Here is a 14072-nt window from a genome sequence, read left to right as displayed (position 1 = left end):
TAAATGACACCCACTTAAATTTGTATGTTTATTAACCCCTAGATTCTGGCGCTTCAATTCTTTAAAACTATAAATGGGTGTCATTCTAAATTTTTAAATTAGCTAAAATTATTGTGAACACTTAAATAATATAAATGGGTGTCATTTTAAACCTAAAAATAAACCTAAGTTGATGAGAGTAATATGCTCGTTTCACTATTTAAAATACCGTCTATTTCTCTTACTTGCCTAAGTACTCCATCAAACTCACTTAAATTCGCGGCCTGTATCTCTGCTACCAAATCCCAAGCACCATTGGTAGTGTGCAATTTTGTAAGTTCGGGTATACCACGCATAGTTTTAATAACTTGAGAAGTTGATTTACCAATCACTTCCACCATCATAATTGCACGAACGGCTTCGGTTTCTATGTGTTCATGCACTCTTATAGTAAACCCCAAAATAGCGCCTGAACTCACTAATCGATCTAATCTATTTTGCACTGTCCCGCGTGACACATTTAAAGAACTTGCTAAAGCAGAGATAGAGGCGCGACCGTCTTTTCGTAATTCAGCAATTAAAGCGTTATCAAGGGAATCGTAAATATAAGGAGTCATAAATCAAACCTTTTAGAGCATGGCCTACTAAAATACACAATTTGTATATACCTGCATAGCAAAGTGATAAAAATTAATAAAATTTGTATAACTAATTGCCATATTAAATAGCATGCGGCCTCGCTAAACTTGTTTTAAATTAACTAATACATTTATTTAAGAGGTTTCAACATGAGTCATTTTATAGCACAGCCAAAAAAAGGCGTTCCGTTTGTTAGCGTTCAGGCAATGGCTAAGCTTATAAATAGCTTAGGTATCGAAAACGTTTTGTTAGAGCTAACACATAAATTAGAAACCGACTTTGCCCGTTGGAAAGAGTTTGATAAATCACCTCGCTATGCAGCACACTCACCAGAGGGTGTAATAGAGCTAATGCCTGTGAGTGATGGCCAGATGTTCAGCTGTAAATATGTAAACGGTCACCCAAAAAACACCTTTCGAGAACTTCAAACAGTCGCTGCATTTGGTATTTTAGCCGATGTAGATAGTGGTTATCCGGTAATGATCAGCGAAATGTGCCTACTAACAGCGCTACGTACAGCGGCTACATCGGCGCTGGTGGCTAAGTATTTAGCACCAAAAAACTCAACAACACTTACATTAATTGGTAATGGGGCACAGTCTGAGTTTCAGGCACTGGCATTTAAAGCTGTATTGGGCATAACACATATTCGTTTATACGATATAGATGCAAACGCGTCTAAAAAAGCATTTACTAATTTAAGTGCTTACGGGTTAAACGTAACTATTTGTAATAGCGCACAGGAAGCTGTGCAAGGTGCGCACGTTATTACAACCTGCACTGCCGATAAAACCAATGCTACAATTTTAACAAACGACATGATCCCACAAGGTGTGCACATTAATGCCATAGGTGGCGATTGCCCAGGTAAAACAGAGTTAGATGCTAAATTACTCGAGCGCGCTAATGTATTTGTAGAGTACGAGCCACAAACTCGAATAGAGGGCGAAATACAACAAATGAGTGAAAGCTTTGTTGTAACTGAGTTTCATAAAGTCGTTAATAAGCAATCGCTTGGCCGTACTAGCCAAGACGAATTAACTATTTTTGATGGTGTAGGCTTTGCGAGCGAAGACTTTACAGCGCTTGTATTTATACGCGATCAACTTATTAAAAGCGGTGAATTTACATTGCTCGATTTAATTACACAGCAAGCCGATCCGCGCAACTTGTTTTCGGTACTTAATACAGAGCAAACATCAGCACAAGAGCACGTAGCATGAGCCACGTAAATCAAGCTCCGAGTGCGGTTGTTATGGTACGTCCGCATCACTTTACGTCTAACCCACAAACAATGCTCGATAACGCATTTCAAAGTGAATGCTTAGCACAAAATCAAAGTGAACAAGCATTTAAAGAAGTGACTAATGCCGTACAAATATTAAAAAATGAAGGGGTAACAGTTCACCTTTTTGAAGATGAGCAAACACACACTCCCGATTCAGTTTTTCCTAACAATTGGTTTTCAACTCATCAAAGTGGGGAATTAATAATCTATCCAATGTTTGTAGAAAACAGAAGATTAGAATATCGAAAAGATATTATTGATTTTTTAACGGATCACTATAAAGTGTCTTCAGTGACTGATTATTCATTTTTATCGAAAGAAAATTCATTTCTTGAAGGCACTGGTTCACTGGTTATCGATCATCAAAATAAACTCGCTTACGCGGTAGAATCAAAAAGAACTACCAAGTCGGTGGTTAATACAATATGTGAGCAATTAAAACTATCACCCATAGTGTTTAACGCATATGACGAGCAAGGAACTGCGGTTTATCACACTAATGTTTTAATGTGTATTGCTACAAAATTTGTAATGATCAGTTTAAATATGGTGCCAATTGAACAACGTGCACAGTTAGCTAAACATTTTTTGAAAAGCCATCATCAAGTTATCGATTTAACGCTTGAGCAAATTAATAACTTTTGTGGCAATGCTATTGAACTACAAGGTAAAAATGGTCGTATTTTAGCCTTATCGCAAACTGCGTTTAATGCACTTACACCGGCACAAATAACAGTTATACAAAAAACGGCTAAGCTTGTGCCATTACCTATACCTACTATTGAGTCGGCTGGTGGCTCAGTTAGGTGCATGATTGCAGGAGTTCATTTGCAAAATAAATAATGTATAGTTTTAAGGCAGCTTAGCTGCCTTATTTACATTAAATTTTTAGTCGATGTCGCAAGCAAAAGCCGTTATACCCAAAAAAGGGTATTAATATAAAAAATATAAGAAGGAATTAGCAATGTTCGATACCGTCGTCAAAAGCGTAAACAACCTTTTGTGGGGAGAAGGCCAGGTGCTTATTTATATACTCTTGTTTACGGGGGTATGGTTTTCAGTACGACTAAAAGCAATTCAAATACTTAAATTTAAACATATGTTTAGCCTCTTAAAAGGCAGTAGCAAATGTAAAAAAGACGACATTTCATCATTTCAAGCGTTGTGTACAGGGCTTTGCGCACGAGTAGGCACTGGTAATTTAGCCGGTGTGGCTGTGGCAATTTCACTTGGCGGCAGCGGTGCAATATTTTGGATGTGGGTAATAGCCATATTGGGTATGGCTACAGGCTTTGCCGAAAGTGTACTTGGGCAAGTATATAAAGTGCGCGATAGTGGCGGCGAGTTTAGAGGGGGCCCTGCGTATTATATTCAACAAGGTTTGGGTAGCCGGGCGTTTGCAATTGTGTTTGCTGCGTGTTTGTTTTTAGGTTACGGCTTTACGTTTAGCGCAATGCAAACGAACACAATTACCGACGCACTTAATTACGCGTTTGAAGTTCCTACATTTTATTCAGGCCTGGTTATTACCGTGCTAGCCGGCTCAATTATACTCGGTGGCTTTAAAGCAATTGCCCGGTTTGCAGAGCGTGTTGTGCCAATAATGGGCATTGTGTTTGTACTTGCGGCGGTAATTATTACGATTATAAATTTCACGCAAGTACCCGCCATGCTTAAAGATATATTTTTATCAGCGTTTGGTTTACAAGAAGCAGGCGCCGGTGCAATGGGCGCTGCGATTAAAAACGGTATTCAACGTGGTTTATATTCTAATGAGGCCGGTGCAGGTAGTGTGCCGCATGCTTCAGCAAGTGCCAGCCCAATTCCTAATCACCCTGTAACGCAAGGTTACATACAAATGCTAGGCGTATTTTTCGATACAATCGTACTGTGTAGCTGTACCGCTGTGATCATTTTATTGGCCGATATAGACATAAGCGGTGAAATGGAAGGCATTCGTTTAACACAAAGCGCGATGACTGCTCACTTAGCACAAGGTGGTGTTTACTTTGTAGCAGCCGCTATAACCTTATTTGCTTTTACATCGGTGGTGGCAAACTACGCCTATGCAGAGAGCAACTTGCACTTATTTAAGCTCGACAACAAAGTAGGGCGCGGCATTTACACTTTGCTTTATTTATCAATGATGTTGTGGGGCGCGTCGGCCACATTAAAAGAAGTCTGGGATTTAGCCGATATTGCCTTAGGATTAATGACAGTGGTTAACGTTATCGCTATTATACTGTTAACGCCGACTATTTTGTCTGTTACGAGCGATTACCACGCACAAAGAGACAAAGGTTTAGAGCCCGAATTTAAAGTAAAAGATGTAAAAGTACAGGGCAAATGCGAAGACGGCATTTGGGATTAATTCACGTACTTTAAGCACACTTAACTATAAAAAGCGGTTTTATGGCAACATAAAATCGCTTTTTGTTTGCATAAGTATTCACTTTCAGTGTTGTAGAAATAACAGAAGCAACCAAAATAAAAGGCACAATTTTTTAGATGATCGAGATTAACGCAGGGAAAACAGCGGCTAAAATTATTAACGAACAGGGCTTTAAACCTGAACTTTTCACCTCTTTTTTAGGTGCAAGTGGTGGGCCAAAGTGGTTTACCTTATTTGGGTTGGATAAGTATATTTTTGGTGAATTTTTTAAAAACCGAACCCGGCCACTTAATTTAATTGGCTCATCTGCCGGCGCTTTTCGCTCTGCGTGTTTTGCACAAAACGATCCCGTTGCTGCCATTGAGCGCTTAGCAAAATCGTATTCGCAAACCCGATACTCAAGTAATAAACCAACACCAAGTGAAATAACAATAAAAGCGCGCGCATTACTTGAAGATGTTTTTGGCGATAACGGCGTAACCGAAATTATAAATAACCCAATATTTAAAGCGCACTTTATAGTAGCAAAATCGAATGGCTTTATTGCCAGCGAAAATAAAATAATACAACTACTGGGTTTATCAAAAAGTTATATGCTAAACCGCGTTAACCGAAAATTATTAGGCTCACAGTATGAGCGTTTTATATTTGGCCCAGCAACAAGTGACTTATCAATTACCGACAGCTACAATTTTAAAACGCAAAACATAGCGCTTACTCAAAATAATTTAAAAGATGCATTACTTGCATCGGGTTCAATACCACTTGTTATGCAAGGCATAAAAAATATTGTAGGCTCGCCGCAAGGAATATATCGCGACGGCGGAATTATCGATTACCACTTTGATTTAAAAATTAATAACCCAGGCTTAATTTTATATCCGCATTTTAATAGCGATCCGAAAGCAGGGTGGTTCGATAAAAATTTAAAACGTAAAGTGTCACCACTTAATTATGACAATGTAGTGATGATCACCCCATCAAAAGAATTTGTAGCGAGCTTACCCTACGGAAAAATTCCAGATAGAAACGATTTTACCGATCTTGATGCAGACACGCGTATTAAATATTGGAATATAGTTTTTAGTGAAACAGAAAGGCTAGCTGAAGCGTTTGATAAAAAGTTAAAAATGTTATTAATTTTTAAAAATAAAACTATATTTTATTAGTTGCTATAAGAAGTCAGTTAACATAATTAATTTTAATCGTGTTAACAGACTTCTTCTATAACATTTAACCCAAGCTTTTAAAGTCGTAAGAATAGATGTAAATGGTTATTTAGATATCTCTTCAATGTACTCCTGAAGTTTATTTTCAGCATTATCCTTACCAAATAGAATTTGGCAGACTTCATGTAAACCAGGATCTGAAAGAATATCTTCTTTTCTTACAACCAGTGAAATTTTAGAACGTCGACGTAAAAAATCACTGAGTTTAGTTATCATTTCCCGCTCAGCAGCGTGTTCAATTTCCACACGTAAGTACTCCGAATTCTTAATAAGGAGTTCGCCTTTTTCAGGTGCTTCACGAATTTTTTCTAGCATGTTAATCGCATTTCTGCCGTAACGTCTCCAAAACCGCTTACTAAGTACCTCTGTAGATGTTTTAGGTGTTAAACCATCCAAATTCATTAATTTTGCACGATGCATGAACTCATTTTTAACGGTGTCGTCAGGTTCACCGTACCATTTGTAATCTTCATAAGGTAACTTAATACCTAATCCAGTGACTAAATCAGCCACTTCATCGCCTACATTAATACAATCTGTTAGTTTTCCGCCAAAGATAGAAAGATATTTTTGATCACTATTTGTATCTATAGCGTGCTTGCGCGATAACTGCACCCAGTCAGCCTTACCATTACCGTCTTTTTTAATTGCTAATGGTCTAACTCCACAGCGCTCGGCTATAATATCATTTTTTGTAATTGGCTTTTCTAACTCTAATAATTTGTTAGCATTATCAAGCACAAAGTTTCGATCCTCATCAGTCACTTGTGAGTGCGGACTATGAACTTGTGTATCGGTTGTACCAATACACGTTTTTGGGCCCATGGGGATCACAAAAAACAACCGACCATCATCTGCAAAAAACGTCAGTACTTTGTTACTGTTAGTTATCTTATAAACAATAAGGTGAATACCTTTTGAAAATACATGGTGATGTGCTGTGGTTTGACTATTTGTATTGTTAATAGGATCAACAAATGGGCCTGCTGCGTTAATAATAACTTTAGAGCGGATAGTAAACTTCTCTTTAGACATCTCGTCTACTGCATTTGTAGTCCAAATATCATTAGAGCGAGTAGAGCCCTGCGAACTTACATAGTTAGCGGCAATACACCCATGGCTCATACTAGAGCGAATAAAATTGAAAACAAAACGAGCATCGTTATCCAATAAAAAACTGTCTGAATATTCAAATCCAGCCTCTACATTTTTTGTGTTAATGACTGGCTCTGATGATTTTATTTTTTTTGCATTGAGGTATCTAGGAGATTTAGTAAAAAAACGGCCCATAAACCAATAGAGAATAGTACCTAAATAAACAAAGAATGCCGGAAATCTAAAGCCTTTTTGGATACTTGTAAAAAAGCGAATTTCTTTAACAGTAGAAGGATAGCTACGCATTAAATGGTTTCTACTTTTACAAAGTTTATTAACCAAATTATATTCATGACTTTCTAAATATTTTATGCCACCCCAAGCTAAATTTGATGAGTTTGAACTAGTGAAACCAGCAAAATCACCTTTGTCTATCAAGGCAACTCTAGCGCCCTTAGCGGCTAAAGCAGCAGCAGATACAGCACCGTTAATACCCCCTCCAATAATCAAAACATCATAAATATCTTGAGGAAGTTTTTTAATATTGTTGTCTCTAAGTTGACTCATTTGTTGAATTACCTATTTTAATATCAAGCTATTTAGACCAGCTCAATTAAATTTAAAGTATTAATGTCCTAAACGGTATTTATCGTGCTATCAAAATTTATACTAGGCATGCAGGTAAGTAAGTATACGAGTAATAATAAAAATACTTTCGATATTTTTATTATTTAACTCAAGATTTGTTACCTAACATTTAAGTACTTGACACAAGTAAGCCTTCAAACGAAATAAAAAATTAATTGATCTGATTAACAAGGATGACCAAGCTACTGCAGATAACTATTGTATTTTAAGACTCTGAATAGCTATAACAGTACGAAGTTATTATTTACTTCGATTTTCTTTTTATTAAAAATAACATTTAATAACGAACATTTGCAAACATTAAAGTACATAAATGAAAATTAGTCTAGCTATATCAAACCCACCGTAAAGCAATAAAAAACTTAGGAGTTTAATTTTTTCCGCTATAGTTTTTTGACACCCCATTGAATCAATAGTTACTACGGCGTTTTGATATCCGATAAATCAAGCTAGGCTGAGCCAGTTGGAGGTTTATTGTTAGCTATCGTTATTTTTCTTGATACAACAGCTATTGTCGGCTGAAAAGCGCTTGTTATATCGATTGTATGTCTCTTTGGCTTCTTATCATTAAAGCCACAAATAGTTTTACCATCTATGGCTATAACGCCAACGTTTGTTGCTATATGTGCAGCCTGTGTCCAACGTATAAAGTTTTGTTGTAATATCTATCCTATTAAAAGCATGATCATTTTATCTTCTTAAATAACTCTCTACGTTAAAAATTATTAATAGCTGGCAGCATAGGGGCAGGAGGGAGAGCAATACAGGAAAATGCAGAGAGTAATTGGAGATAACAACTCTATGTCATAATTTTGCTTTGTTATCGCGCTATTTCCTCAGCGCTATAATAGATCACTAATTTAATACAATAGGTATGACTTTTCAGATGATATAGGTGAATAGTACCATCTATAGTGTTGTGAACTGGAAGACTACTTTCAAATAAGACATATTTTTCAAGCAAATCAATCTCATTATGAGCAACGTATTCAATGCTTTTCATCCATCTTCGGTGCAGAACACACCTACAACGAGAGTGAATAAAATAGCATGAAGATTATATTCGACTCTAGATTGCAGTTGTTCGTCGGATATTATTGAAAAATGTTCATCAAAAATTAATTGTATGGGACTTCTGCTTATCAGAAGCCTATTCGATCATGCTGTAGCTAAAATGGAAAGCTCATGATTTCCCCATGATGAGGGAAAATCTATTTAACTGTTATGTTAAGCTTTTACTGAGCTATATGCAGTTCGACATCGTGCTCATTGAGTAAAGTAAGTATACTTTCGGGTGGCTGAGCATCGGTAATAAAGTTATCTGCCTGCGAGATATTACCTAATTTTACCATCGCATACCGACCGAATTTAGAGTGATCTGCAGCAAGTAAAACTTTACGTGAATTTTCAATGATTGCCTGGGCTACGCGCACCTCACGATAGTCAAAATCAAGTAACGCACCATTTTCTTCTATGCCACTAATACCTATAATGCCAAAATCCATACGAAATTGTTTAATAAAATCCTCTGTGGTCTCACCAATAATCCCGCCATCTCTGTGCCTAACTTCTCCACCTGCGATAAGTACAGAAAAATCTTTCTTAACACCTAATATAGCCGCAACATTAAGATTATTAGTTACAACTTTCAAATTTTCATGACCAAGAAGTGCTTTCGCGATTGTTTCTGTTGTAGTGCCTATGTTTATAAATAAGGAAGAGCCATTAGGTATCATACGAACTACATGCTGTGCTATTTTTTGTTTAGCTTCTAAGTCCATGATTTTTCTAGTTTGATATGCTGTATTCTGAATGCTTGAAATGGCACTAGCGCCGCCATGATGACGTCTCAATTTATTTAAATTAGCAAGATAAGCCAGATCTCGTCTTATTGTTTGTGGTGTAACTTCATAATGACTTACTAGTACTTCAATAGAAATTGAATCTCTTTCTTTTAATAATTTTAGTATGGATTCGTGTCTTTGGTCTTGAGTCATTTTTTTCGCATTTTAAATTTAGTTAATAGTAAATTATAGGTTAAGAGCTAACAAATGAAAATCACATATAAATAATTATATATTAAAGTTGTATTTTTGTTGTATGTAGCAATTAATCCATGTAATAGTACAAAAACGAAAATAACCGAAAGTAAAAGTGAAAAAATAATGAATAACTATATCCTTTCAATTGATCAAGGTACGACTAGTTCTAGAAGTGTGCTATTTGATTTAAATGGTAATATTGCATACCTAGAACAACAAGAATTTGACCAGCACTTTCCAAAAGATGGTTATGTAGAACATAAACCAGAAGATATTTGGGCTTCTGTACAGCAAACAATGACAGCTGTAATGAAACACCTAGACCCTCAACACGATAAGGTTATTGCCATTGGTATTACTAACCAACGTGAAACGACAATAGTATGGGATAAAATTACTGGTGAGCCCGTTTATAACGCGATTGTATGGCAAGATAGACGTACGTCAGAGTTATGTAATGATTTAAGGGCCGCAGAAAAAGAAGAGTTAATTAGAAAAAAAACCGGCCTTTTAATAGACCCATATTTTTCTGCAACTAAAATAAATTGGATTTTAGAAAATTGTCCCGATGCTAGAGAAAAAGCAGAAAAAGGCGATTTAATCTTCGGTACTGTCGACACTTATTTATTGTGGAAATTGACAGGTGGAAAAGAGCACCGCACAGACGCAACGAATGCTTCGCGAACTATGCTCTTTAATATTCATACCCAAGAATGGGACGCGGAATTACTTGAACTTCTGAATGTGCCAATAGAGATGTTACCAGAAGTAATGGATTCATCAGATGATTTTGGCGTAACAGATGAACGCTATTTAGGTTACGAAGTACCTATTCTTGCAATGGCAGGAGACCAACAGGCAGCGTTATTTGGGCAAACTTGTTTTCAACCAGGAATGGCTAAAAGTACCTATGGTACAGGATGCTTTATGATGGTTAACACTGGCGATAAAGTACTTGAATCTGAAAATAGACTTCTCAGTACAGTAGCTTATAGATTAAATGGGAAACCAACTTATGCGCTAGAGGGGAGTATTTTTATTGCAGGTGCTGCAATTCAATGGCTTAGAGACGGTCTACAATTAATCCAAAAAGCTGAAGAAACAGAGTCACTTGCATGCAATACCTCGCTAGATCACGGTATATATATGGTACCCGCTTTTACAGGATTAGGTGCTCCTTATTGGGATTCTAATGCGCGAGGTGCAATTTTTGGCTTAACCCGAGATACGGGTATAAAAGAGATCGTAACAGCTGGATTACAGTCAGTTTGTTTTCAAACTAAAGACCTTCAAAAGTCAATGGAAGCTGATGGCGTAAGACCACAGGTACTAAGAGTTGATGGCGGTATGGTAATAAATGGCTGGCTTATGCAATTTTTGTCTGATGTTTTAGGAGCCGAAGTTGACCGTTCGACCATAAGTGAAACTACTGCTTTGGGTGTAGCTTACTTAGCAGGTCTAAAAGCGGGTGTATTCCCATCACTTGAATCATTAGCGACTAACTGGAATTGCGATAAACGATTTGTTCCTAACATGACTAAATCAAAACGTGATGAATTATATGCCGGATGGTGTAATGCGGTAAAAAAAGTACAAAGCGAATAATAAGCCACTTAACTATAAAACCATAGCAACATATCTATTAAGGTTTATTAGTGGAGACTATTTTTATGATATCACTACATACTCCAAGCGTAAAAATAAATAAGTTGATACTTATTTTATGGTAATTTTCAGCTGTAAAAAAGTTTCAAAATATTCATGGCTTATACTTATGCAATAGATATCATTATTGAGGGTGGTTTTATGTTTATAATTAATAAGGAATATTAAAATGTCACCTTTCTTAGCAGAAATACTAGGAACTGCACTGCTTATTTTAATTGGGGGCGGAGTTGTAGCCAATGACATACTAAAGAAAACACTAGGCCATGGCGGCGGTTGGATGACAATTACCACTGCTTGGGGACTTGGTGTTTTTATCGGTGTGGTTGTTGCCGGTCCCTATAGTGGAGCACACCTTAACCCTGCAGTAACAATAGGCTTAGCCGTAGCTGGATCATTTCCATGGTCCGAAGTTCCAAGTTATATTTTAGCGGAATTTATTGGCGCGATGGTTGGCGCTTCGTTAGTTTATGCAGTTTATAAAGATCATTTCGATGCCACTGACGATCCCACCTTAAAACGAGCTGTTTTCTGTACATCTCCAGCTATACCAAATACGTTTAGAAATATACTTAGTGAAATAATAGGGACCTTCGTTTTATTAATTTGTGTTTTTTACTTCTCTTCAGCTGAAATTGACGATGGCTCTGGCGTAAAAATAGGCTTAGGTTCAATAGGCGCTATACCTGTTGCTTTTGTTGTTTGGGGTATTGGACTTTCTCTGGGCGGGACTACTGGATATGCAATAAATCCAGCTCGAGATTTAGGCCCGCGAATTGTACATTCTTTATTACCAATAAAAGGTAAAACTGATAGTAACTGGAGTTATTCATGGATCCCGGTAGTTGGTCCAATAATAGGGAGTGTTTTAGCAGCTTTATTATATATACTAGTTAAATAATTGAAATATAGTTATTTAATTTGACTAAAAAATGATTATACACAGACTACTTTTCTGAACACACAAAAGAAAAATATAATTTATATAAGCAATATAGTTAAATAAAAAAGGGCGTGTAGCCCTTTTTTATTTAAAGCTAAAGCTATTACCAATACAAAAATATAAATAAAAAGTATAAAAATTTATATATCGGAAGGCGGGATTATCGATTACCACTTTGACTTAAAAATTAATAACCCAGGACTTATTTTATATCCGCATTTTAATAGTGAGCCAAAAGCAGGGTGGTTCGATAAAAATTTAAAACGTAAAGTATCACCACTTAATTACGATAATGTGGTAATGATCACTCCATCAAAAGAATTTATAGTAAGCTTACCTTACGGAAAAATCCCAGACAGAAACGACTTTACCGATCTTGATGCAGATACACGCATTAAATATTGGAATACCGTTTTTAGTGAAACTGAGAAATTGGCCGAAGCTTTCAACAAAAGAATAAATAATAGCATTAAACTAAGTCCTCCCAAATAGGTTAAACTTCCGCCATTAAATTTATTATGTCATTATTTCAACTATCATAGAGTGAATAATCTATGACAGTTTTACACCGATTACTAAATTAGATATGTGAAGATATAAATATACTATACAATATTATTTAAGATTAGTTTACCAGCTTCAGCTGTTAAATGAATATTAAAATCTGATATGGCAGTATTACTTTCATCTAAAAAGAAACCACCTTGAACCCAAAAGTTCTGACCTTTAAAGCTATCTAGAGTTTCAATGTTAACTATTCTAAAAAGGCTGTGTATGTCTATATTTAGTTGATCTGAAGTACGTTTAGCAAAAAAAACTTGAGTCATGTTAGCTAAGCTATATAAAGATAGTTCATCATTATCATCAAGATTATTAACTAGATTAAATAATATTGATGGTTCATTTAAGATCTCAAAAGCAATATATATTTCTTCCTTATTTTTTGTTTTTAAAACATAAGGCTGTAAAAGATAAGCTTCGTCTGTTATGAACTTCTTTATCTTTGATATATGGTCAGTAATAAGCCAACCAGATATTTTCTTACTTATAACTCTTTCATTTAAAGCGATTCTAAGTTCAAGCTCTACGTTATCATTTTGTGAATGAAGAATATTATGGCATTCAGCGCATAATAGTACGCATTTATCTAATTCTTTAAGTTGCTTTGTGGAAGTTTTTTGCTTTTATTAAATTTGAGTAGTTGGGATCTTTTAACTCCGGTTTTATATGATGGAATTCAAAAATCCTTTTAATTACTCCGTAGCGGCTTAAAACCTCTGAAATAGACTTCTCACAGTGTTGACATTTATCACCCTTGTACTTGTAAAGGTGTAATTTTGACATGTAATCTCCATTATTAAAATTTAGTTGTCGAATAAACTAAGCATCATTATTTTTGCCGACTAAACTACAATATCCAGCAATTGTTCTTGAAGGTCAAATAAACATTGAATTTGAAGCTTTATTTAGTTCCTTAAGTTCTTAAACATGCTCTCATGTACTTTTAAGTTGTTAAAAGTGGATTTAACTGTCCCATGATGTGTTGATCTTATCTTGTCGTGATAGGAATAACTTCTATAATTTTCCGATATTTTAATCGGGGGCGAGTAAACGTGAAGCTTTTTAGAACTATTTAAAGATATGGTTTGATCATGGTTTTGATATCTTTACTAGCAAGTTACGTTGACGATGTATAGAATAAAAAAGCCCATAAATTTAAGCCGCGTTATGTTTAGACAGCGCCCCGCCAAAATATCTAAAAGGCGGGGCGCTTGTGGTTTTTCGTGTGGAAAATGGCGCAGCCCCCACACGAACTAGAACAAAAGCCCTTTTAAGCGTAGCGGTTCTAGCCCGTAACATAATGGGATTTATGGGGGGTATTTATACTCGGTAATTATTTTCACATGGCGACAGCCGATAGCGAAGCGGAAACCCAAACCAGCTAACAGACATTGATAATCTAATGGCTGCACATAGTTAATTAATAAAACCTAAATTAAATCGCCCCTCTGATAAACCTTTCCGAAAATTGAAATAAAAAACATGTTTCCGTATTGGTACACGTTGAGAGTCCACATACTTTAATAGTGGACTCTTGTCCCATTTTGGCACTCGCAATATCTCAGTAGATATATAAAACATGCCTAAAGCA

At 36.0% G+C, this 14072-nt stretch carries 10 protein-coding genes and 1 pseudogene; 7 read left to right on the top strand and 4 right to left on the bottom strand.

Features of this window, described 5'->3' with window-relative positions; translation table 11 throughout:
* Positions 1–164: 164 nt before the first annotated feature.
* Positions 165–596 carry an Lrp/AsnC family transcriptional regulator gene (locus tag GQR47_RS12520; RefSeq protein ID WP_004334897.1) on the bottom strand — a complete coding sequence of 144 codons (432 nt, stop codon included), beginning with the start codon at positions 594–596 and terminating at the stop codon, positions 165–167.
* Between the two features lie 171 nt (positions 597–767).
* On the opposite strand from GQR47_RS12520, the gene GQR47_RS12515 reads away from it, so the two are divergent.
* The 4 genes from GQR47_RS12515 to GQR47_RS12500 all read left to right on the top strand — a co-directional run bounded on the left by GQR47_RS12515 (position 768) and on the right by GQR47_RS12500 (position 5467).
* A complete protein-coding gene (locus tag GQR47_RS12515) occupies positions 768–1841 on the top strand; it encodes an ornithine cyclodeaminase (RefSeq protein WP_165723853.1) in 1074 nt (357 codons plus the stop codon).
* Complete coding sequence (locus GQR47_RS12510; protein WP_165723852.1) at positions 1838–2749, top strand: arginine deiminase-related protein; 912 nt, start codon at positions 1838–1840, stop codon at positions 2747–2749. The genes GQR47_RS12515 and GQR47_RS12510 overlap by 4 nt, the downstream gene beginning before the upstream one ends.
* 121 nt (positions 2750–2870) lie before the next feature.
* A complete protein-coding gene (locus tag GQR47_RS12505) occupies positions 2871–4277 on the top strand; it encodes an alanine/glycine:cation symporter family protein (protein ID WP_007377576.1) in 1407 nt (468 codons plus the stop codon).
* Between the two features lie 137 nt (positions 4278–4414).
* Positions 4415–5467: a patatin-like phospholipase family protein gene (locus GQR47_RS12500; RefSeq protein ID WP_165723851.1), complete on the top strand. Its 1053-nt coding sequence runs from the start codon at positions 4415–4417 to the stop codon at positions 5465–5467.
* A 105-nt stretch (positions 5468–5572) separates the two neighbouring features.
* Here GQR47_RS12500 and GQR47_RS12495 read toward each other — a convergent pair whose 3' ends face one another.
* Together GQR47_RS12495 and GQR47_RS12490 are read right to left on the bottom strand one after the other, a co-directional pair.
* The gene (locus GQR47_RS12495; RefSeq protein ID WP_165723850.1) at positions 5573–7189 is read right to left on the bottom strand and encodes a glycerol-3-phosphate dehydrogenase/oxidase; all 1617 of its coding nucleotides are present in this window, start codon (positions 7187–7189) and stop codon (positions 5573–5575) included.
* A 1316-nt stretch (positions 7190–8505) separates the two neighbouring features.
* On the bottom strand, positions 8506–9267 hold the full coding sequence (locus tag GQR47_RS12490) for a DeoR/GlpR family transcriptional regulator (protein ID WP_024597706.1): 762 nt from the start codon (positions 9265–9267) through the stop codon (positions 8506–8508).
* A gap of 168 nt (positions 9268–9435) precedes the next feature.
* Between GQR47_RS12490 and glpK the strand changes: the two genes are divergently transcribed.
* The 3 genes and pseudogenes from glpK to GQR47_RS20510 form a co-directional block, all read left to right on the top strand.
* A complete protein-coding gene (gene glpK, locus GQR47_RS12485) occupies positions 9436–10917 on the top strand; it encodes a glycerol kinase GlpK (RefSeq protein WP_024597707.1) in 1482 nt (493 codons plus the stop codon).
* A gap of 229 nt (positions 10918–11146) precedes the next feature.
* Positions 11147–11878 carry an MIP/aquaporin family protein gene (locus GQR47_RS12480; RefSeq protein WP_002963131.1) on the top strand — a complete coding sequence of 244 codons (732 nt, stop codon included), beginning with the start codon at positions 11147–11149 and terminating at the stop codon, positions 11876–11878.
* 192 nt (positions 11879–12070) lie between these two features.
* Positions 12071–12412: pseudogene (locus tag GQR47_RS20510) on the top strand (patatin-like phospholipase family protein); the annotation flags it as partial.
* A gap of 113 nt (positions 12413–12525) precedes the next feature.
* Here GQR47_RS20510 and GQR47_RS12470 read toward each other — a convergent pair.
* A complete protein-coding gene (locus GQR47_RS12470) occupies positions 12526–12747 on the bottom strand; it encodes a hypothetical protein (protein WP_165723849.1) in 222 nt (73 codons plus the stop codon).
* Between the last annotated feature and the right edge of the window lie 1325 nt (positions 12748–14072).

Source organism: Pseudoalteromonas sp. Z1A2, from assembly GCF_011378755.1.
GTDB lineage: Bacteria > Pseudomonadota > Gammaproteobacteria > Enterobacterales > Alteromonadaceae > Pseudoalteromonas > Pseudoalteromonas distincta.
Note: the sequence above shows the minus strand (reverse complement) of the source record. Positions and strands in the feature narration are given on the sequence as shown.